The 20,821-nt window shown below is 45.7% G+C and carries 19 protein-coding genes; 1 reads left to right on the forward strand and 18 read right to left on the reverse strand.

The window, feature by feature from the left end:
- Positions 1-107: 107 nt before the first annotated feature.
- Positions 108-572 carry a regulatory protein RecX gene (locus OE749_RS00505; RefSeq protein ID WP_263710376.1) on the reverse strand — a complete coding sequence of 155 codons (465 nt, stop codon included), beginning with the start codon at positions 570-572 and terminating at the stop codon, positions 108-110.
- A gap of 59 nt (positions 573-631) precedes the next feature.
- Here OE749_RS00505 and OE749_RS00510 point away from each other — a divergent pair, with 59 nt between their 5' ends.
- On the forward strand, positions 632-1,762 hold the full coding sequence (locus OE749_RS00510) for a GNAT family N-acetyltransferase (protein ID WP_263710377.1): 1,131 nt from the start codon (positions 632-634) through the stop codon (positions 1,760-1,762).
- Positions 1,763-1,814: 52 nt separating this feature from the next.
- Here OE749_RS00510 and OE749_RS00515 read toward each other — a convergent pair whose 3' ends face one another.
- The 17 genes from OE749_RS00515 to pssA all read right to left on the reverse strand — a co-directional run bounded on the left by OE749_RS00515 (position 1,815) and on the right by pssA (position 20,816).
- Positions 1,815-2,402 (reverse strand): class I SAM-dependent methyltransferase, encoded by a 588-nt coding sequence (locus OE749_RS00515; protein ID WP_263710378.1) that lies wholly within the window; start codon positions 2,400-2,402, stop codon positions 1,815-1,817.
- A 128-nt stretch (positions 2,403-2,530) separates the two neighbouring features.
- Positions 2,531-5,170: a methionine synthase gene (metH, locus tag OE749_RS00520; RefSeq protein WP_263710379.1), complete on the reverse strand. Its 2,640-nt coding sequence runs from the start codon at positions 5,168-5,170 to the stop codon at positions 2,531-2,533.
- Positions 5,171-5,179: 9 nt separating this feature from the next.
- Entirely contained in the window at positions 5,180-6,229 is a 1,050-nt protein-coding gene (locus OE749_RS00525) for a homocysteine S-methyltransferase family protein (protein ID WP_263710380.1), read from the reverse strand.
- 5 nt (positions 6,230-6,234) lie between these two features.
- Positions 6,235-7,170 carry a homoserine O-acetyltransferase MetA gene (metA, locus tag OE749_RS00530; protein ID WP_263710381.1) on the reverse strand — a complete coding sequence of 312 codons (936 nt, stop codon included), beginning with the start codon at positions 7,168-7,170 and terminating at the stop codon, positions 6,235-6,237.
- Positions 7,171-7,432: 262 nt separating this feature from the next.
- Positions 7,433-7,861 (reverse strand): DUF2802 domain-containing protein, encoded by a 429-nt coding sequence (locus OE749_RS00535; protein ID WP_263710382.1) that lies wholly within the window; start codon positions 7,859-7,861, stop codon positions 7,433-7,435.
- An 87-nt stretch (positions 7,862-7,948) separates the two neighbouring features.
- Complete coding sequence (locus OE749_RS00540; RefSeq protein WP_263710383.1) at positions 7,949-8,443, reverse strand: chemotaxis protein CheW; 495 nt, start codon at positions 8,441-8,443, stop codon at positions 7,949-7,951.
- Positions 8,444-8,471: 28 nt separating this feature from the next.
- On the reverse strand, positions 8,472-9,227 hold the full coding sequence (locus OE749_RS00545) for a chemotaxis protein CheW (RefSeq protein WP_263710384.1): 756 nt from the start codon (positions 9,225-9,227) through the stop codon (positions 8,472-8,474).
- Positions 9,224-10,003, reverse strand: coding sequence for a ParA family protein (locus tag OE749_RS00550; RefSeq protein ID WP_263710385.1), 780 nt, complete (start codon positions 10,001-10,003; stop codon positions 9,224-9,226). The genes OE749_RS00545 and OE749_RS00550 overlap by 4 nt, the downstream gene beginning before the upstream one ends.
- Positions 10,004-10,058: 55 nt before the next feature.
- A complete protein-coding gene (locus OE749_RS00555) occupies positions 10,059-11,177 on the reverse strand; it encodes a protein-glutamate methylesterase/protein-glutamine glutaminase (protein ID WP_263710386.1) in 1,119 nt (372 codons plus the stop codon).
- 26 nt (positions 11,178-11,203) lie between these two features.
- A complete protein-coding gene (locus tag OE749_RS00560) occupies positions 11,204-13,429 on the reverse strand; it encodes a chemotaxis protein CheA (RefSeq protein WP_263710387.1) in 2,226 nt (741 codons plus the stop codon).
- A gap of 13 nt (positions 13,430-13,442) precedes the next feature.
- Positions 13,443-14,189 (reverse strand): protein phosphatase CheZ, encoded by a 747-nt coding sequence (locus OE749_RS00565; RefSeq protein ID WP_263710388.1) that lies wholly within the window; start codon positions 14,187-14,189, stop codon positions 13,443-13,445.
- A gap of 33 nt (positions 14,190-14,222) precedes the next feature.
- Positions 14,223-14,606, reverse strand: coding sequence for a chemotaxis response regulator CheY (gene cheY, locus OE749_RS00570; protein WP_263710389.1), 384 nt, complete (start codon positions 14,604-14,606; stop codon positions 14,223-14,225).
- Between the two features lie 44 nt (positions 14,607-14,650).
- Positions 14,651-15,376, reverse strand: a complete 726-nt coding sequence (locus tag OE749_RS00575; protein ID WP_263710390.1) for an RNA polymerase sigma factor FliA — start codon at positions 15,374-15,376, stop codon at positions 14,651-14,653.
- A gap of 2 nt (positions 15,377-15,378) precedes the next feature.
- The gene (locus OE749_RS00580) at positions 15,379-16,239 is read right to left on the reverse strand and encodes a MinD/ParA family protein (protein WP_263710391.1); all 861 of its coding nucleotides are present in this window, start codon (positions 16,237-16,239) and stop codon (positions 15,379-15,381) included.
- Entirely contained in the window at positions 16,236-17,636 is a 1,401-nt protein-coding gene (flhF, locus tag OE749_RS00585; RefSeq protein ID WP_263710392.1) for a flagellar biosynthesis protein FlhF, read from the reverse strand. Before flhF ends, OE749_RS00580 begins: the two co-directional genes overlap by 4 nt.
- A gap of 44 nt (positions 17,637-17,680) precedes the next feature.
- Positions 17,681-19,780, reverse strand: a complete 2,100-nt coding sequence (gene flhA / locus OE749_RS00590) for a flagellar biosynthesis protein FlhA (protein ID WP_263710393.1) — start codon at positions 19,778-19,780, stop codon at positions 17,681-17,683.
- 214 nt (positions 19,781-19,994) lie between these two features.
- On the reverse strand, positions 19,995-20,816 hold the full coding sequence (pssA, locus tag OE749_RS00595) for a CDP-diacylglycerol--serine O-phosphatidyltransferase (RefSeq protein ID WP_263710394.1): 822 nt from the start codon (positions 20,814-20,816) through the stop codon (positions 19,995-19,997).
- Positions 20,817-20,821 lie beyond the last annotated feature (5 nt).

Here is a 20,821-nt window from a genome sequence, read left to right on the forward strand (position 1 = left end):
GCACAATACCATATTTAGTACAGGTCTGTTAAGGGTTTCGCGTGCGTGAGTTGCACTTTGCAATGCAGTTTTTAAGCGACATAACCTTTATTTATACAAACAATTGACTACGACTCTCGCTGAAAAGCAAAACGAATTTGCTCAAGCGTAAACCCTCGATACTGTAAAAAGCGCGACTGTTTTTGTTTCGTTGACCAATCATCAGGTATATTTGCGCCATATTTCTTCTGCCTAACCTGACTCGCGAGCGCAAACCAATCAGGCGCAACCTCATACATAGCGGTTTGAATATCGTTGTCAGACACGCCATGCTCTCTTAACGCATTCAGCGCTCTAAGCTCTCCTTGTCCTTTGCTCACTTTTGAGCGAATAAGCGACTCAGCGAAACGCAAGTTGCTTTGAATGTTTCTTTCAACAAATTTTTCGATTTGCTCTTCACATAGCGCCTGTGAATGTCCTTTTGCCAACAACTTTTGCAGTAGTTCTTTTTGACTGTGCTCTCGTCGCGATAATAAATGCGTAATGGCGTGTGTAATTATTTTGCGGTCGTTTTCTGACGGTGATTCTGACATAATTTCAATAATTTATTGGCTTAAAATCGTACTCTTAGTTCGCTATGGCAACGCAACTTATGTATTGTAAATTTCACAACAGTATTGCTGAATTAGGTGAAGCCCCATGGGCGTCGCTGACGCAACACTATGGCCCCACATTACAATATCCATTTTTACATGCGCTAGAACATTCTGGCTCTGTTAGCGAAAAGAGCGGCTGGCGTCCTCACCACTTAGGCGTCTATAGCGATGATGATCTACTTGCAGCGATGCCATTGTATATCAAAAGTCATAGCTATGGTGAGTATGTATTCGACTTCAACTGGGCCAATGCATACCAACAACACCACCTCAGCTACTACCCCAAACTTTTGTGTGGCGTGCCGTTTACGCCAGTTACCGATGAACGGTTGTTAGTGACCGAACACGCAAATTTATCGGCGCTTCTTCCCGCCATTTCTGATGCAATCAGGCAAACCGCTGAAGCACATAACTTGTCATCGTTTCACTGTAACTTTTTACCGGAAAATCGCAGCCGTCAATTTGTATCAAACGACATGCCCCAGAGAGTCGGTGTGCAATTTGAGTGGCAGTATCAACATGAAACTAACTTCGATGATTATCTAAATAGTATGGTGTCCAGACGTCGAAAGTCGATTCGAAAAGAAAGACAAAAGCTGAAAGAAAACCACATATCAATCAGACGTTTAACTGGAAGCCAAATTTCAGCCGAAGCCATGCATATTTTTTATTTATGCTATCAGCATACTTACTTAAAACGTAGCGGCCATACTGGCTATCTAAACCAAGCTTTCTTTACTTTATTACGAGAAAATTTTAACGACAATATGATGTTGGTAATCGCCGAGGAAAATGGCGAGCCTATTGCCAGCGCACTGTTTCTGTACAACAGTAAACAACTCTGTGGTCGCTATTGGGGCGCATTAACAGAGCGGGATGGATTGCACTTTGAGTGTTGTTATTATCAGGGCATCGAATTTGCTATCGAGCAGCAAATTCCTTTATTTAATCCAGGCACACAAGGTGAGCACAAAATCCTTCGCGGCTTTCGGCCAGTGTTTAGCTACTCCAATCATTGGTTAAAGCATACAGGCTTTCATAACGCTGTGACACGCGCGGTTTCTGAAGAAGCCGAAGCTATGCGCCAATACAAGCGTGACTGTGACGCACTATTGCCATTTAAGTGACGCGCAATCTTATCGATTTGGGAAGGCGTAACCGATGCAACATCAACGGTGTTTAAGCAGTTTTTCGCCAAACCAGCGTCATGTTATTTGCAGGCATATCAACTCGATGTTGAAGCACTAAAGACGGTGCCCAATTCATCAGTGTTTCAATATCCTGTATTCCTCCATAGCCCTGAGCCAGCAAGTGTTGATGAAATTCTGCATTGCTTCTACTCGTAAATTCACCTTCAATTTTGAAAGGCCCATATTGACAAAATACGCCCCCCTCAGGTAAGTGCGTGCCTACAAGCCTCATCATTTCTTGTGCAATGTTAGGCTGCATAATATGCGTAGTGTTCGCAGTAAACACCCCATCAAACCGCCCGTTAGGCCAATCATCTTGACCAACTGTAAAAGGAACCGGATCGGTTGTATTTTCTAGATTAGCGTCTAGCAACCAAGCTTGCACCCCAGCATGATACTGCGGTTGATCAGAGGTGTGCCACTCTACATGTGGCAATCCCGCAGCAAAATGTACCGCATGTTGCCCCGTGCCACTGCCAATTTCTAATATAGATGTTGCCGTCGCAAAATGTTGCTTCAGCACATCCAATATCGGTTGCTTATTGTTTTCACATGCTTGACTAAAAGGCTTATCCATTGTGGTTTCCAAAGCGTGATGCACTATTTACTTTTTATTCAATTCAATAACGTTTCTGACAACGTTGCACGTTTGCCTGAGTAAACGCTTCTTCTTAACGGTCCGTCGATAACGACAAGTACGAGCCGCTACTGTAAATTAGGTGCTAGCCACTTTTCAATCGATTCTGATGGCCATCCTTTGCGCTCTGCGTAATCATGTGCTTGATCCTGCTGTATTTGAGCGACGGCAAAATAGCGACTGTCAGGGTGTGCAAAATACCACCCCGACACACTGGCGCCCGGCCACATCGCGAAACTTTCTGTTAGCTTCATGCCGGTTCGCTGTTCTGCTTGCAATAAATCCCAGATCACTTGCTTTTCGGTATGCTCTGGGCACGCAGCATAACCTGGAGCAGGGCGTATACCTTGATACTTTTCCCGAATCAGCTCGTCATTTGACAGCGATTCATTCGGTGAATAGCCCCAAAATTCTTTTCTCACCTGTTCATGCAGATACTCAGCAAACGCCTCAGCCAATCGATCAGCCACTGCTTTAACCATAATTGCATTGTAATCATCACCCGCCTCTTCATAGGCCTTTGCAAGTTCGTCTTCTCCAATGCCAGCTGTCACGGCGAATGCGCCAACATAGTCTGGCGTTTGAGAAGAAATGGGCGCGACGAAATCACTCAAGCAATGGTTGGCGCCGTTTGCTTTTTCGGTTTGCTGACGCAAGTGATGGGCAGTATGTAAAATGGTTTGCCTGCGTTCATCTTCAAAAATAACAATATCATCGCCATCACTATTAGCAGGAAACAGTCCAAATACCCCTTTAGCTTGCAATTCGTTCGTTTTGCACAGGTGGTCAAGCATGGCATTCGCATCATCAAATAACGACTGGGCTTGTTCACCAACCACGTCGTCTTGCAAGATTCTGGGGTATTTACCCGCTAGCGACCACGTTAAGAAAAAGGGTGTCCAATCTATGTAATCTCGCAGTGTTTGCAATGACACTTTCACTTCTTGTACACCCAGCTGTTTGGGCACGGGAGGTAAATACCTAGCCCAGTCACAGGTCCATTTATTGTTACGGGCAACCGATAAAGAAACAGGCTTGCTTCTAGGTTGCTTGCGCGCGTGCTGAGCGCGCGCTTTTTCATACTCTTCCGATAACGCCGCAGCAAACACACTTCTTTGTTCTTTCGACAGTAACTTTTGGCATACGCCCACGGCGCGACTCGCATTGGCAACATAAGCAACTGGAGCGTGATAGTTCTGTTCGATTTTTACCGCAGTATGCGCTTTTGATGTTGTTGCGCCGCCAATCAATAATGGCAAATCAAACGCCTGACGTTCCATCTCTTTTGCAACATGCACCATTTCGTCTAATGACGGCGTAATTAGGCCAGACAACCCTATCATATCGACGTTTTCTTCCTTCGCCACTTGCAAAATTTTTGCAGCCGGAACCATCACGCCTAAGTCGATAATTTCAAAATTATTGCACTGCAACACGACCCCAACAATGTTTTTACCAATGTCGTGAACATCGCCCTTTACCGTGGCCAGCAGTATTTTTCCGTTGCTCGACCCTTTCTCTTTTTCCTGTTCGATGTAAGGCTCTAAATAGGCTACTGCTTTTTTCATAACACGGGCCGACTTAACAACTTGTGGCAAAAACATTTTGCCCTCACCAAACAAATCGCCTACGACATTCATACCGTCCATCAACGGCCCTTCGATCACATGCAGAGGTTTGTCTGCTGCACGTCGCGCTTCTTCCGTGTCAGTTTCAATATAATCAGTTATCCCTTTTACCAAAGCGTGTTCCAAGCGCTTATTCACGGGCAATTCACGCCATGCCAAATCATCTTTTGACTGTACTTTTCCATCGCCTTGGAATGCCGGCGCAATATCAAGTAACCGCTCAGTGGCATCGTCACGGCGATTAAGAATCACATCTTCGACTGCCTCTCTGAGCGTGAGTGGAATTTCATCATACACTTCGAGCTGACCAGCATTCACAATCGCCATATCCATACCCGCTTGAATTGCATGATATAAAAACACCGAATGCATCGCTTCGCGAACAGGATTATTGCCACGAAAAGAGAAAGAGATATTCGACAATCCACCCGACACGTGAGCGTGAGGCAGGGTTCGCCTAATTTCACGTGTTGCTTCAATAAAATCAACAGCATAATTATTATGCTCTTCAATCCCCGTTGCGACGGCAAAAATATTGGGATCAAAAATAATGTCTTCTGGTGGAAAACCAATTTTTTCCGTTAGTAATTTATAGCTACGCGTACATATCTCTACTTTGCGCGCTTTTGTATCCGCCTGCCCCGTTTCGTCGAATGCCATAACGACCGTTGCCGCACCATAGCGCTTGAGCAAGCGCGCCTGCTGCAAAAACGCGTCTTCGCCCTCTTTAAGGCTGATGGAGTTAACAATTGCTTTGCCTTGAATGCACTTTAAACCTGCTTCAATCACGTCCCATTTTGATGAGTCGATCATAATCGGCACACGGCTGATGTCTGGCTCGGAGGCGATCAAATTTAAAAACCGAACCATCGCGGCTTTTGAATCAAGCATGGCTTCATCCATGTTGATATCAATAATCTGTGCGCCATTTTCCACTTGTTGTCTAGCCACGTCTAGAGCAGCTTCAAAGTCATCTTCCAAAATAAGGCGCTTGAATTTCGCAGAGCCTGTTACGTTGGTTCGCTCACCTACATTAATAAATGTTGCGCTGGCACTTTGCCTAGTATTTGTCGCTTCCATGATCACTCCTTAATGAACGAACGGTTCAAGACCTGACAACCGCATCTTGGTTTCCAACTGCGGCAATGTGCGTGGCTGAATATTTTTTACCGCATTCGCCATTTTTAAAATATGATCAGGCGTTGTACCACAGCAACCGCCAACAATATTGACCAACCCTGACGTTGCCCACTCTTTTATATGCTCAGCCATCTCGTCGCCATCCATGTCATATTCACCAAATTCATTTGGCAATCCCGCATTTGGATGCGCAGACACTAAACTTTCTGAAATTTGCGCAATTTCATCCACATATTGACGAAGTAAGTCAGGACCCAATGCGCAATTTAATCCAAACGACACGGGTGAAACATGCCGTAATGAATAATAAAATGCTTCAGCGGTTTGCCCAGACAATGTGCGCCCTGATGCATCGGTAATCGTGCCAGAAATCATTACGGGCAATTCATAGCCAAGTGACTCAAATACGGTTTGTACAGCAAATACCGCAGCTTTCGCGTTAAGCGTGTCAAATACGGTTTCTATAAGAAGTAAATCGGCCCCGCCTTCGATTAGCCCATGAGTGGCTTCTACGTATGCCTCGACTAGCTCATCAAAGGTGATATTGCGTTTCCCTGGATCATTTACGTCAGGAGAAATGGATGCAGTTCGATTTGTTGGTCCCAACACGCCAGCCACAAATCGCGGTTTATTAGGGGTGAGCTGCGTAAATTTCTCCGCCGCTTTTTTTGCTAGTCGCGCAGCTTCAATATTCATTTCCTTGGCAAATTCTGCCATGTCGTAATCGGCCATTGAAATCGTTGTCGCATTGAACGTATTGGTTTCAATGATGTCAGCTCCCGCATCAAGGTACGCGCAATGAATATCGTAAATAATGTCAGGCTGAGTCAGCACCAAAAGATCATTATTTCCTTTTACATCACAGTGCCAATCGCTGAATCGCTCACCGCGATAATCATCCTCTTCAAGTGTGTGCTTCTGGATCATGGTGCCCATTGCCCCATCCAAAATCAAAATGCGTTGCGATGCGTGATGCAAAATATCGGACGTTTTTATCATAGAAATTAGCCTTCCGTTGACGGGGGTGTTAACGCGTTGAGGTCGTACGGCGTGACCTGATAAACGTAATAGTTTAACCAATTGGTGAACAATAGCGTTCCATGAGAGCGCCAAGTCACATTGAAGCCTTTTTGTGGATCATTATCAACGTAATAATGTTGAGGTATCGCCGGGGAAATACCCGCCTTAACATCACGTACATATTCCTGATGCAATGTATCTGGGTCATACTCTGGGTGACCCGTTATAAACACCATACGCTTATCATTTGAACCAATAAGATAGGCACCTGCTTCTTTTGACGCACCTAAAACATGTAAATCAGGAACGTCATTATAGGTGGCAACGGGTATATCGCCGTAACGAGAATGGGGTGCATAAAAGGTGTCATCAAACCCTCTGGTTAACTCATTAAAAGGGTCATCTGCATAATGAGGGTACACACCCGATAATTTCTCTTCGCGCAGTTGTCGCGTTATACCAAAAAAGTGATAGACCGCAGCATGGGCTGCCCAACATAAAAATAGGGTTGATTGCACATGCCGACGCGCCCAATCCATGATTGTGGTGATTTTATTCCAGTACTTCACATCTTCGTAAGGTAAATGAGCCAGTGGTGCGCCGGTTACAATTAAACCGTCATATTTTTTCCCCGCGACATCATCAAACACATGGTAAAACGCGTCCATGTGGGCTTTTGGCGTATTCTTGGGAACTTGTTCATCGATACGAATCAGGTCTATATTAATTTGCAACGGCGTATTCGACAGTAAGCGTAAAATCTGTACTTCTGTTTCGATTTTATTGGGCATTAAATTCAGAATACCCACTTCGAGAGGGCGAATATCCTGAGCAGACGCCCGCTTTCCATCCATTACAAATATGTTTTCCTCATTCAGAACAGATTGAGCAGGTAACTCGCTTGGGATACAAATTGGCATGGCTGCGCTCCAGACTCTTAGGTGAATAGCAATTATTCTTACCCTAACAGACAGACATGTCAACATCTTTACTTCTAGACGTCTAGAATTCCATTGTTTTATATCCCAGTGTAATTCATGTCTAAAAAACACGCATCAAGTGGCAAGATATCTTCAAATAAAGATATGCAATAAATCGATGTTAGCAAATAGAAAAAGAAACGTCGGCATAAAGAAATGCGAACCAACGAAATAGAAGAAAAGTAAAATAGTGAAAAACCGGCTAGCCTTTCCGATGAATTGAAATCAATAGCTCGGCTTCCGCTCGAGGAATATCACATTCCTGCATGAGCTCTTCAACTGTCGCGCCGCTTTGCACTAATTTATTGGCTTGAGTATACAGCTTTATTTCGGGATCTTGTTGCATGAGCTCCTGTTGTTGCTCTTGCATGGCTTTGATAGCGCTATCAGTATGAGCAAGCTTTGAATCAAGATCTTTTAATTTTACGCCCATCCCCAACGTGCCTGCACGAAGCTCGTCCAATTCGTTACGACAGCCCGACACGTCTTGCTGGAGCGACGCCAAAGAAGACGTTAAATCTGTAATATTGGGATCGGGTTTCTTTAACAATGCGTTTAATCGCATAACCCAAAAGGCCAATAACGCACTGCTAAAAAAGCTTAAACCAATCAGAATATAGAGTGTAATCATAGGCTTAGAGTAACAGTATTTGAAATAAAAAAAAGCCCCGTCGACTGACAGGGCACATTTTATTGGTCGCGCTTTGTGGCCGAGCAGTTACAAGCTGCTGATTTCATCCCACTCTTCGTCGCTTAACAACTTGTTCAGGTCAACCAAAATCAGCAATTCGCCGTCACGATTGCTCACGCCCTGAATAAATTTGGCGCTTTCTTCGGTGCCTACGTTTGGTGCACTGTCAATTTCAGAGGTACGTAAATACACTACCTCTGCCACGCTATCCACCAAAATCCCGACAACTTGCTCATCAGACTCAATGATAACGATGCGCGTATTGTCAGTAATATCGGTAGGTGGTAAACCAAAGCGAGCACGGGTATCAATGACCGTTACGACATTACCACGCAAGTTAATTATGCCTAACACGTAGTCTGGTGCGCCTGGTACAGGAGCAATTTCAGTATGGCGCAACACTTCTTGCACCTGCATTACATTGATGCCGTAGGTTTCATCACCTAATCGGTATGTGACCCATTGCAACACCTCATCGTTTGCATCAACGGCAGTGCTGCTAGAACTTCTATCATCAGTCATTGGACTCGCTCCCTACAAAGCTGTCTCTTTATTGATCATTACTACCTTGACCTTTGTTTAACAATTCAATCAGTTGTTTAACATTAATCAAAGCACACATTTTTTCTTTTACCAACCCAGCGAGCCAAGGACGCTTCTTATCATCGCCACGCCATTTCACATCTTCTGGGTTTAGAGTCGCGGTTGTAACAAGTTTTTCGCTTGCTAGACCCCAACCACTCTCATCTAACATAATAAGATATTGATAATTTAAGTTTTCTGCCAGTTTTTCGTTGTATTTTTCTGGCATAACCCATTGTGCCGTGTCTACAACCTTGAGTTTTTCCTCTCGATGTAGCATCACCCCTTTAAACCAATTCGGCTTTCCAAACAATGGGCCTATCTTATCCAGATTATGAATACCGCCTAAATTTATCAGGGGTACGGCCATTGTTAAACCAGCCACTTCAAAGAATAAGGCTTGAAACGGTTCCGTTGCTAGTTGGGATACAGGCACATCTACGGCTTGCTTTTCTTTTTCGGCAAGCGACGTAAAAACTTTAGCCTTATCAACGGGTTCAGCGACCTCTTCTATTATTTCAGTGGGTATACTTTGTTCGACATCTTCGACCGTATGTTCGTTGAGTTCCGTTTCGACCGGAATTGCGGGTACTTCAGGTACGGCACCCTCCAGCAACTTGGCTACTTTTTGTTTCGCGACAAGCTCTTCTTCGGGCATCTCAGTCAAAAGCGCATCGAGGTATTCCTCCATCACTTCTTCTTTTGCAAATGTGCCCTTACTCATGATTTCTTATCCAAACTTTGTATATGTTTTAACAATTTGTCGTACGCATAAACGCCGCGTGCACGGGGTGAAAACACCGACGGCGGGGTTTGTGCCTGACTGGCTTCTCTGAAGCGTGTATCGACAGGGATTACGCCTGACCATACTTTATCGCCATAATGCTCTCTGAGGGTTTGATAGGCATCCACGGCCGCGTTTACACGTTTATCGTACATGGTCGGTACAATTAAATAATCAAACTCTCGTTGCTGAGACTTCGCCATAATCTCTAGCGTATGCATCATTCTGTCTAGCCCTTTTAACGCCAAGAACTCAGTTTGCACCGGCACAATAATACGCCGACAGGCAGCCAAGGCGTTGACCATTAAAACGCCCAATACAGGCGGACAGTCCATCAATACATAATCAAATTCATCAGCAATTAGGTCCATGGCTTTCTTTAATATTAGCCCCATTCCATTTTGATTGCCCATACGACGATCAAGGGTCGCTAATGCCATGGTAGCGGGTAAGATAAACAGAGAATCGAGTTTTGTTGAGCACAAGCAATCAAGAACGCGATCTTTAGTCAGGTGTTTACTGGCAACAAATACGTCATACACACTTGAGGAAAGCTCCTCAGAATCCACGCCAAAGTAATAACTCAAAGACGCATGAGGATCTGTGTCCACCAACAAGACGCGTTTCTTTTTCTGTGCAAGTAACCCGCCCAGAGTAACCGTTGTCGTGGTCTTTCCTACGCCACCTTTTTGGTTAGCGATAGTCCATACAATCACGTTATGAATCCTTGTAGTCAGCTTCAAACACGGGCACGACAGCGCTAATTAGATATCAGACAACTCGCATTTCGCTTTTAATCGCGCCAGCAAATTCATTAAGTGGTAATACTTTTTCAGCCAACTTCGCATTCACAACCGCTTGTGGCATTCCGTAAACAACACAGCTTTTTTCATCTTGCGCCCACACTTTTGCGCCTCGATTATGCAAAAGCGTACACCCTTCTCGTCCATCTGCGCCCATCCCGGTTAAGATGACGCTTAAGACGTCGCCTGAAAACACCTCAGCGACCGACTTGAACGTTAAGTCAACACTAGGCTTGTAGGCGATGTCAGCATCTTGAATATCGACAATGCTGAGTTTTGCATTATGCACACTTCCTTTCACCAGCATTTGTTTGCCCCCCGGAGCAAGGTAAGCTACACCTGCACGCAATACGTCACCGTCTTCCGCTTCCTTTACTTTTATAGAACAAAGACGATCAAGTCGTTCAGCAAATGCCGTTGTAAACGTGCCAGGCATGTGCTGCACCAATAAAATGGGGTATGGAAAGCTCGCAGGAAGCTCCGTTAATATTTTTTGTAGCGCAACTGGGCCACCCGTAGACGTGCCTATTGCCAAAAGTTTATACGTTTTGCCTGTGCTTCTTTGGCGAGGGCTAAGCGGGGCATCCGATATGGCATCATTTAACAAACTGCCACTGCGGATAAACATCTTGGTCGGTCTTGTTTTACCCGGCCCGGCGCCTGTTGAACGCCCTCGGGCAATCATGCCTTTTCGACGCCCTAATGCCCTTACCTTTTCTTGTAAAAGTGTTATGGCTTCTTGGCGATTACCAGCGATGTCCTCGAACTTTTTTGGTAAAAAGTCTAATGCGCCCGCATCTAACGCATCTAGCGTTGCCTCAGCGCCATCGTGAGTTAACGAAGAAAACATAAGAATAGGCACTGGATGAGAGGCCATGATCTTTCTAACCGCAGAGATACCGTCCATCACAGGCATCTCTACATCCATAGTCACAACATCAGGGTCAAGCGATGCCACTTTTGCAATTGCATCTTCGCCATTCCTTGCGTCGCCTATCACGGTCAAGCTTGGGTCTTGGTCCAATATCTCTTTAACACGGCGGCGAAAAAACGTTGAGTCGTCAACAACTAGAACACGTAATGCCATTGTCCTACGACAACCTCCCAGATTAATTATTTCAAGCTTTTCTTAGCATACCGTTTTAACAAGCTAGGAATATCGATAATAAGTGCGATTCCACCGTCACTGGTTATCGTTGCTCCCGCCATTCCAGGCGTGCCTTGTAACAGGGCATCAAGAGGCTTAATGACCACCTCTTCTTGGCCAATCAACGCATCGACAACAAAGCCAACTTGTTGAGTACCAATCTGAACAACGACCACATGGCCTTTTTCTTTGTCGATTACCGTTTTACTGCGGGTTAGCCACTCTCTTAAATAGAATAGCGGTATCGCTTTAGAGCGCACAATCATTGTCAACTGGCCATCAACCGTATTGGTTTTACTCATGTCCATATTGATAATTTCATTTACCGCACCAAGAGGCAGTGCAAACGTTTGCTCACCAACAACAATCATTAATGTTGGCAGAATGGCTAAGGTCAATGGAACTTTGATTTCGAGACGTGTTCCTTTGCCCAGCTTAGAATCGATCGCTACCGTACCATTGAGCTGATTAATTTTGGTTTTTACCACGTCCATGCCAACACCGCGGCCAGAGATATCTGAGATCTCTGTCTTCGTGGAAAAGCCCGGAGCAAATATCAGGTTAAATGCCTCAACGTCAGACATACGTGCGGCAGCATCTGCATCTAATACACCTCGATTAATCGCGATTTCTTTAAGCTTTTCAGGATCCATACCCTTACCATCATCGTCGATAGTAAGTAATATGTGGTCGCCTTCCTGCGATGCAGCAAGCTTAACCGTACCCATTCGAGGTTTGCCGGCCGCTGCACGGTCATCAGGCATTTCAATACCGTGGTCAACCGAGTTCCGTACCAAGTGAACCAATGGATCTGCCAGTGCTTCAACCAGGTTTTTATCTAAATCGGTCTCTTCCCCTTCCAGCTCGAGCGTAATTTCTTTTTTAAGGCTTCTTGCCAAGTCTCTTACAACGCGAGGGAAGCGCCCAAATACTTTCTTGATGGGCTGCATGCGGGTTTTCATTACCGCACCTTGCAAATCGCCAGTCACGACATCCAAGTTGGCAATTGCCTTACCCATCGCTTCATCGTTGATGTTTATACCTAAGCTCAACAAGCGGTTACGCACCAATACCAGCTCGCCTACCATATTCATAATTTGGTCAAGTCGCTTAGTGTCTACCCTAACAGTGGTTTCCCCCTGAGGAACAGACGCGGCGGCTTTTTTATCTTCTTTCTTAGGCGTAGCGGCTTTTTCAGTTGTAGCAGCTTTAGGTGCTGGCGCAGGAGATGCTTTCGGCGCAGGCGCAGGTGTAGCTTTGGGTGCCGGCGCTGGTGCAGCTTTTGGCGCTGGAGCAGGTTTGGGGGTGGGCGCTGGCGTCGCTTTTACCGCTGGGCCCTGCCCTTCGCCGTGAAGCTCATCGAGTAACGCTTCGAATTCGTCGTCAGTAATATCGTCATCTGAACCAGTGCTCGCGACACTTTCTACCACGGCATCCGTTTTATCTTGTGCTTTATCAGCAGCAAACTTGCCTTCACCATGAAGCTGATCGAGCAGCGCTTCAAATTCGTCATCGGTAATGTCTTCATCACTACCAATACCCACTTCGGGTTGACTAGCAGCGGCTTTCGGCTCGCTTGTCTCGGTAGGCTTAGCACTTCCCGGCGCGCCTTCTCCGTGTAATTCATCAAGGAGCGCTTCAAACTCGTCTTCGGTAATTTCGTCAATACTGCCGCCTTCTGCATCAGAGCTTGCCGCAGTATCTTGCTCAGAAGTATCTTCCGCAACAGGTTCTGGTTCTGGCTCAGGTTCTGACTCTGATTCAGTAGCAGGCGATAACGCGATCGGCGCTTCATCTGCTGTCTCCGGTTTGCTCAGTCGGTGCAGTGTATCTAGAAGCTCAGGCGCTGCGGGTTCAAGCGGTTCACGTGCTTTGACATTTTCGAACATTGCTACCACAACATCCGTCGCTTGCAAAATAACATCCATCAACTCTGGAGTAAGTGTACGTTGCCCGTTACGCATAACATCAAAGACGTTTTCTGCGCCATGACAAATATCTACTAATTCGGTGAGAGATAGGAATCCTGCTCCACCTTTTACAGTGTGATAGCCGCGAAATATTGCATTGAGAAGGTCTGAATCTTCGGGATTGTTCTCAAGATCGACGAGCTGTTCTTGTAATTGTTCTAGAATCTCTCCGGCCTCAACCAGAAAGTCCTGAAGTATATCCTCGTCAACATCAAAAGCCATGAATTAGCTCCCCTTAAAACCCTAAGCTAGAAAGTAAGTCGTCTACATCATCTTGACTGGAAACCACATCATCGCGTTGGTCTGCGTCGATAATCGGTCCCTCTGCTTTCACTGTATCGGACTCATCTTCAGTTTTCTTAACCTTTTCATGCACTTCGGGTTCACCAAACATTTTAAGCATGTGAACGAGACTATCTTCCACTTCTTTAACCAGTTCGATTACTCTACGAATAACCTGCCCCGTTAAATCTTGATAGCCTTGCGCCATGAGCACTTCGGTCAATAACGCTGTCAACTTAGCAGAATCCTCTCCAGCCTCTTCTAACAGCTTATCTAAGTCATAGCAGAGGCTTTTAAATTCACCAAGTTGCAATTGCCTCGTCATCAGCTTTTTCCACTCTGGGATCACGGTTTCCACACGAGAATTGAGCTGTTCAGCAATCGGCATGCATTGCTCTACGGCATCCATGGTTTGGTTAGCTGCTTGCTCAGTCGTTTCGATAACGTAGGTTAAGCGACTCTGAGCATCTGGAATATCTTCCAATGCAAGATTAGAAATTCTGCCGTCTAACTGGAAGCTATTAAGTGAGTCATGTAGCTGCCTAGTGAGTTTGCCCACTTCTGCAAATAACTCTTCAGAGTCATTCATCGTGTGGGCCTCAAGTAGCTCAGTCGCAGCCTGATTGTCGCCCTTTTCGAGCAACTCTACCAATTTTCTGGCATCGTCTAGAGAAATAGGTGCTTCTTCAGAGGTCGTCATTCGGACTCTCCTTAATTATCAGGATTACCGGACTTAACCCAAGCGCTCAAATATTTTGTCGAGCTTCTCTTTCAACGTTGCCGCGGTAAATGGCTTAACAACATAGCCGTTCACACCTGCTTGCGCAGCAGCAACGATTTGTTCTTTCTTCGCTTCGGCGGTTACCATCAATACAGGCAAGTGCTTGAGGCTATCGTCAGCACGAATAGCACGAAGAAGGTCGATACCTTGCATGCCAGGCATGTTCCAATCCGTTACCACAAAGTCAAAGTCACCTTGCTGTAACATAGGCAATGCCGTACTGCCGTCATCCGCTTCCTGTACATTGGTAAAGCCGAGATCTTTTAACAGGTTCTTAATGATACGTCTCATTGTTGAGAAATCATCAACAACAAGAATTTTCATACTTTTATCCAAAACCGCCTCCAGTGAGGATTCAACAAACTATTTTTATATTATTTTCACTCCGAACGCCAAGATTGCATTCGGCTTTTTAATTTGAGCATCGCCTGACTATGAATCTGGCTTACCCGTGATTCGCTCACCTCAAGGACCTCGCCGATCTCTCTGAGGTTTAACTCTTCATCGTAATACAACGAAAGTACAATCGCTTCTCTCTCAGGTAAAGTAGTAATAGCATGCGCTAGCGCTTTTTGAAACGATCCTTGCAACAAATCATCAAATGGCGAGTCTGTTCCTTTGGTTTGCTCGGTCGTAAGCACATCTTCCGTTACGCCTAAATCTTCAATGCCAATGATTTTACCTGCATTTACTTCATTAAGCATTTGATGATAATCAGATAAACTGACTTCCAGCTTTTCTGCTATTTCTGCATCTCTTGCATCGCGCCCGGTTTCACGCTCAACCAGCGTAATGGCTTCGGTAATCGCTCGGCTGTTCTTGTGCACCGACCGCGGTGTCCAGTCGCCCTTTCGGATCTCGTCAAGCATCGCGCCGCGTATACGTATTCCGGCAAAGGTTTCAAAACTAGCACCTTTGCTGCCATCGAAATTTTTGGCAGCTTCAAGCAAACCAATCATACCTGCTTGAATCAGGTCATCAACAATCACGCTAGCGGGTAAGCGAGCCATTAAATGATGGGCGATTCGCTTAACCAAAGGTGCATGTCGCTCTACCAACTGGGCTTTATCAGCTTGTTGTTGGTAAGCCGCAGCTTTGTTATTCACTTCTAGCCACCTGCTACTTTATCTGCTACCAACTGTTCAATGAAAAATTCCAGGTGCCCTCCCGGTTGTGATGGTATTGGCCAAGTTAACGCATTTTGAGCCAGTTTATTAATGGCTTGAGATGCGGGTGAACTTGGAAATGCCTCAACTATCACTTTTTGTTTCCGTACCGATTTACGAATATTTTCATCGTAAGGAATCGTTGCAACAAGTTCGAGAGCAACATCTAAAAATCTATTTGTCACCTTGGACAGTTTAGCAAACAATTCCTGGCCTTCGCGTAAGCTTCTTACCATATTTGCTACGACTTTAAATTTGAACACACCATGTTCGCGATTCAGTATCTTTATCAGCGCGTACGCATCCGTTAACGATGTCGGTTCGTCACACACCACCACAAGAATATCTTGTGCTGCGCGACTGAAGCTCAATACCATATCAGAGATACCCGCTGCCGTATCAACCAATAATACGTCTATATCATAACGTAACTCACTGAACGCACGGATTAACCCCGCATGCTCGGTTGGAGATAACTCAGTCATCGACTGGGTTCCAGACGTCGCTGGCGCAATTTTGACGCCATAAGGGCCTTCAACCAGCACCTCATCGAGCGTACATTCGCCAGATAAAACATGGGATAGGTTTTTATCAACCCTTAGCCCTAACATCACATCTACGTTTGCCAATCCAAGGTCAGCGTCAAGCACCATGACGCGCTTACCTTGCTTCGCCATTGAAATTGCCAAATTTAATGTAACGTTAGTCTTACCGACTCCGCCCTTGCCGCCTGTAACTGCGATGACTTTTATTAAACGTGATTGATTCATTCTTCTTAAGCTACTCGCTTGATCCTCAATCATACTGCTATTGCCGGATTCGAATTCTGTTGGTCTACAGTATGAGTCAAACCATATTTTTTATAAAGCTTTGCTGCTGCTGTAATTAAAAACTTTGCATCTGCCACTTTGATATCTTCAGGAACGCGTTGTCCATCAGTGACATAGCTCACAGCCAAGCGATGATTAATTGCCGCACTTATGGCTTCACCCAGACTGTAACATTCATCTAATTTAGTGAAAATACATCCGTGCAAAGAAATCGATTTATACGATTCAATTGTACGTTCCATAACCTGATATTGACTATTTGCCTGCATAATCAAGTATTTCTTGATATTAGCACATGATTGGTGATTTAAGGTATCTAACTGATTGATTAAACGGGAATCTCTTTGACTAAAGCCCGCAGTGTCAATTAAAACAAGGCGTTTGTTGCGTAACTGATACAAAACATCTTCTAATTCTTCTTTGTTTTGCGCGCGTTTTACTGTACATCCAATGATTTTTCCGTAGGTAGCCAATTGCTCATATGCTGCGATTCTGTAGCTGTCAATTGTCACCATTGCAACTTGATTGGCACCGTATTTCTGTGCGTATCGAGCAGCCAGTTTTGAGATAGTGGTGGTTTTTCCCGTTCCGGTTGGGCCAACCAGTGCCACCACGCCCTTTTCAGATAAAATACTGTTACCTGTGGTAGAAATTCGGTTTGCGAGGAGTTTCAACAAAAACAACCAAGCTTGTCTTTCATCACTTTTTTCAGGCGCATAAGACACTACCTCATTGGCAAGTTGCGTATCAATGCCCATTTCAGTTAAACGCGAAGACAAATAATCGTGCAGCGGATGCGCGCGCTTCTTTTCTTGCTCGAACAAACCCGATACCTGAAACTGCAATACATTTCTTAACGACTTAAGTTCATTACGAATATCGCGCATGAGTTGTGCATCTTGCGGTGTGCTTTGTGCGGCCTTTTGCGATACATCTGGCTGCCTGTGGAGTTGAGCAGTTCGCGTGGGTTCGTAAGCTTCTCGGTTTTGCTGGGCCGAGGCGTGAGATGCATGAGATGCGTTAGGCGGCGATTTTGCATACGATGTTGACGGTTGCGTCGCGTCGGCTTTTTCAGCTCGAGATTTTGACTGCTGCTCTAACAAAGCGCGCAAGCTATCTGGGCCTGAATCGCCAATAATTTCACTCAAGGTTGGCGTAGGTTTAGCCGCAGCGGGCGGCGTGTCGGTAACGGCACCAGCGGGCGACATTGACGAAAGTGGTGCAGCGGGCGCTTGTTCGTACGCCGCAACCAACTCAATGCCTTCAGGCACTTTTTTGTTAGACATGATAACCGCATCACCGCCCAACTCGTCTTTGACCATTTTGAGCGCTTCGCGCATGTCTCTGCCAATAAAGCGTTTGATTTTCACCTTCGTCCCCTCACGAATTTACCGCTTCAGATTCGTGCGCCAGATTATTGACCCACGGAGCTGACAATTCTAATCTGCTTGTCATCAGGAATTTCCTGATAAGACAGCACATGTAAACCTTGAACCGAGTGTTTTAAGAAGCGTGACAGCACAGGTCTTAATAATCCTGATGTGAGCAATACAGCGGGCTCCCCTTCCAGTTCGCGTTGCTGTGATGCTTCCATCAATGATTGCTGAATACGTTCAGCCAATCCAGGCTCAATGCCTGCGCCCTCTTCTCCACCGGCCTGAAGTGACTGATGCAACATCTGTTCCAACTCTGGCGCTAACGTAATTACTGGCAGCTCCGCCTCGCCACTATTGATTTCCTGAACGATCAACCGTTTCAGCGCAATTCTAATAGCAGACACTAAAACGTCGGGATCTTGACTCTTAGGCCCATACTCACTTAGGGTTTGTACAATCGATCGCATGTCTCTAATCGGTACACCTTCATACAGCAATGTTTGCAGCACTTTTACTACCGTGCTTAATGAGAGTATGTCAGGCACCAACCCTTCCACCAACTTAGGACTGTGCTTCGCGAGCATATCTAACAGGTGTTGAACCTCTTCGTGTCCGAGCAATTGATATGCATTGGTGGTAAGAAGCTGGCTTAGATGCGTGGCGACAACGGTAGCCGCGTCAACAACGGTATAACCCAAGGTTTGCGCATGCTCACGTTGATTTGCTCTGATCCAAACCGCATCAAGCCCAAATGCGGGGTCTTTCGTGGGTGTGCCATCCAATTTCCCGAATACCTGCCCCGGATTAATCGCTAATTCATCATCGTGACTGACTTCCGCATCGCCGATTTTCACCCCCATCATTGAGATGTGGTAGGTATTTGGATCTAAGTCGAGGTTATCTCGGATGTGTACAGGCGGAATAAGAAACCCTAATTCCTGAGACAACTTCTTACGCACGCCCTTGATGCGTGTTAGCAACTCACCGCCTTGAGACTTATCTACCAATGGGATCAGGCGATAGCCGACTTCCAAGCCAATCGTATCGACGTGCTGAACGTCGTCCCAGCCAAGCTCTTTTACTTCCGTCGTGTGTTGCTCTTGTTCTGGCAGTCGCTCAACCTTGCTTTCTTCCTCAGCGCGCTCTTTAGCCACTTTATCCTGATAATAAGCAAAGCCCCCTACCAAGGCACTAAACCCTAAAAAGGCCAAATGTGGCATGCCAGGCACAATCCCCATGACAAAAAGAATAGCGGCGGTAACGTACAACGCGCGGCGGTTGCCGAGTTGCTTTTGCAGCTCCGGTCCCATGTCTTGATCTTCGTTTTCACGCGTCACAATAATGGCCGTTGCAACAGAAAGTAACAGCGACGGTATTTGTGCAACCAAGCCATCACCGATGGTTAGAATAGTGTAGATTTCTATAGCTTGGCCAAAGGCCAAGTCGTGCTGAATCATGCCTATAAACAAACCGCCCACAATGTTAATTAACATAATGAACAAGCCTGCGACGGCATCCCCTTTTACGAACTTTGACGCACCGTCCATTGATCCGTAGAAGTCGGCTTCTGCGGTAATTTCCTGACGACGACGGCGTGCTTCATCTGAATCAATATACCCTGCGTTGAGGTCGGCATCGATCGCCATTTGCTTACCGGGCATAGCATCTAATGTGAAGCGAGCACTTACTTCTGAAATACGACCTGCACCTGCGGTAACCACTTTAAAGTTGATAATCAGCAAGATAGCAAATACCACAATACCTACTGCATAATTGCCACCGATGACCACTTCGCCGAATGCTTGAATCACTTTACCAGCCGCATCGCCCCCTTCGTGACCTTCAAGTAATACAACACGGGTAGAGGCAACATTGAGGGCAAGGCGCAGTACCGTTGCAATGAGCAACACCAGAGGAAAAATACCAAATTCGATAGGGCGATTAGTAAAAACCGCCACCAATATCACGACTAACGACAACGCAATATTGAAGCTAAACAAAATATCTAGCAGGAACGCGGGCATGGGCAATATGACCATTCCCATGATGGCAAGCAACACCAACGGCGCGCCCAGTCCCGATGTGTACTGCTTAATACGGTTTTTGTCTATTCGATTAAAGTAGCCAGCTAATTCCATACCACGGATTCTTGACAGTGATGAAAAACACCTGACCACTGCAATATAAATGCCAGCACAGAAATAATGGGAAAATTAGATTCGCAGCAAGCAGATGTACAGCTTATTCAAGACAATCAACCACGGGCTGATCACTTAACATGACATGGAAGAAGAAAAAGACTAAAGCAAAGTGAAACTGCTCCCGGCTGCAAGCCGAGAGCAAAAAGACGAGTTATTTCTCAGATGGTTTATCTGCTGGATTTTTCTCTGACGGGGATTTCTCTTCGTTACGCTGTTGAAAATCTGCGTCTTCATCAATGGGGTCGCCCACCACATCTTCCAGACGAATCGTTTCGACACTTCTGAAGGTATTGATTGGCCCAGCACATGCGTACAATGCAAACACAACAAACAAGACTAACGCAGGTTCAGTGGCCACAATAATAAATACAAGCAACACAGCCAATAACGCGACAAAAGGAACTTTTCCGTGCCAATCGACTTCTTTAAATGAGTTGTACTTAAAGTTGCTGACCATCAGTAGCCCCGCAACGCCCGTTAATAGTGCAACAATGATTCCATAGTCGTGGCCATTGACGTCATACTCAACACCCACCCAAACTAAGCCCGCAACCAACGCCGCTGCCGCAGGACTTGCCAACCCCTGAAAATAGCGCTTGTCGGCAATACCAATTTGCGTATTAAAGCGAGCTAATCTAAGCGCAGCGCCGGCCACATAAATAAACGCCGCCAACCAGCCAATTTTGCCCAGTTCACTCAATGCCCAATTGTACGACACCAAAGCAGGTGCCATACCAAAACTCACCATGTCGGCCATCGAGTCATACTCTGCGCCAAATTCGCTTTGCGTATTCGTCATTCTCGCTACGCGTCCGTCTAAGCCGTCAAAAATCATCGCGACGAAAATCGCAATGGCAGCCGCTTCAAAACGTCCATTCATAGAAGAGACGACAGCAAAAAATCCAGAAAATAGCCCCGCTGTGGTAAGCAGGTTAGGAAGTAAATAAATACCTTTGCGTTTAGATTGTGTCATTCACC

The sequence above is a fragment of the Fluctibacter corallii genome, from assembly GCF_025751585.1.
GTDB lineage: Bacteria > Pseudomonadota > Gammaproteobacteria > Enterobacterales > Alteromonadaceae > Fluctibacter_A > Fluctibacter_A corallii.

What these genes read in the sequence shown, in the direction of transcription:
- flhA (WP_263710393.1), bottom strand. Translation starts at nt 19,780, where the DNA reads ATGGAATTAGCTGGCTACTTTAATCGAATAGACAAAAACCGTATTAAG.
- OE749_RS00545 (WP_263710384.1), bottom strand. Translation starts at nt 9,227, where the DNA reads ATGAGTAAGGGCACATTTGCAAAAGAAGAAGTGATGGAGGAATACCTC.
- OE749_RS00565 (WP_263710388.1), bottom strand. Translation starts at nt 14,189, where the DNA reads ATGACGACCTCTGAAGAAGCACCTATTTCTCTAGACGATGCCAGAAAA.
- metA (WP_263710381.1), bottom strand. Translation starts at nt 7,170, where the DNA reads ATGCCAATTTGTATCCCAAGCGAGTTACCTGCTCAATCTGTTCTGAAT.
- OE749_RS00505 (WP_263710376.1), bottom strand. Translation starts at nt 572, where the DNA reads ATGTCAGAATCACCGTCAGAAAACGACCGCAAAATAATTACACACGCC.
- OE749_RS00555 (WP_263710386.1), bottom strand. Translation starts at nt 11,177, where the DNA reads ATGGCATTACGTGTTCTAGTTGTTGACGACTCAACGTTTTTTCGCCGC.
- OE749_RS00510 (WP_263710377.1), top strand. Translation starts at nt 632, where the DNA reads ATGTATTGTAAATTTCACAACAGTATTGCTGAATTAGGTGAAGCCCCA.
- OE749_RS00515 (WP_263710378.1), bottom strand. Translation starts at nt 2,402, where the DNA reads ATGGATAAGCCTTTTAGTCAAGCATGTGAAAACAATAAGCAACCGATA.
- metH (WP_263710379.1), bottom strand. Translation starts at nt 5,170, where the DNA reads ATGGAAGCGACAAATACTAGGCAAAGTGCCAGCGCAACATTTATTAAT.
- OE749_RS00535 (WP_263710382.1), bottom strand. Translation starts at nt 7,861, where the DNA reads ATGATTACACTCTATATTCTGATTGGTTTAAGCTTTTTTAGCAGTGCG.
- OE749_RS00540 (WP_263710383.1), bottom strand. Translation starts at nt 8,443, where the DNA reads ATGACTGATGATAGAAGTTCTAGCAGCACTGCCGTTGATGCAAACGAT.
- OE749_RS00525 (WP_263710380.1), bottom strand. Translation starts at nt 6,229, where the DNA reads ATGATAAAAACGTCCGATATTTTGCATCACGCATCGCAACGCATTTTG.
- pssA (WP_263710394.1), bottom strand. Translation starts at nt 20,816, where the DNA reads ATGACACAATCTAAACGCAAAGGTATTTATTTACTTCCTAACCTGCTT.
- OE749_RS00580 (WP_263710391.1), bottom strand. Translation starts at nt 16,239, where the DNA reads ATGATTGAGGATCAAGCGAGTAGCTTAAGAAGAATGAATCAATCACGT.
- OE749_RS00560 (WP_263710387.1), bottom strand. Translation starts at nt 13,429, where the DNA reads ATGGCTTTTGATGTTGACGAGGATATACTTCAGGACTTTCTGGTTGAG.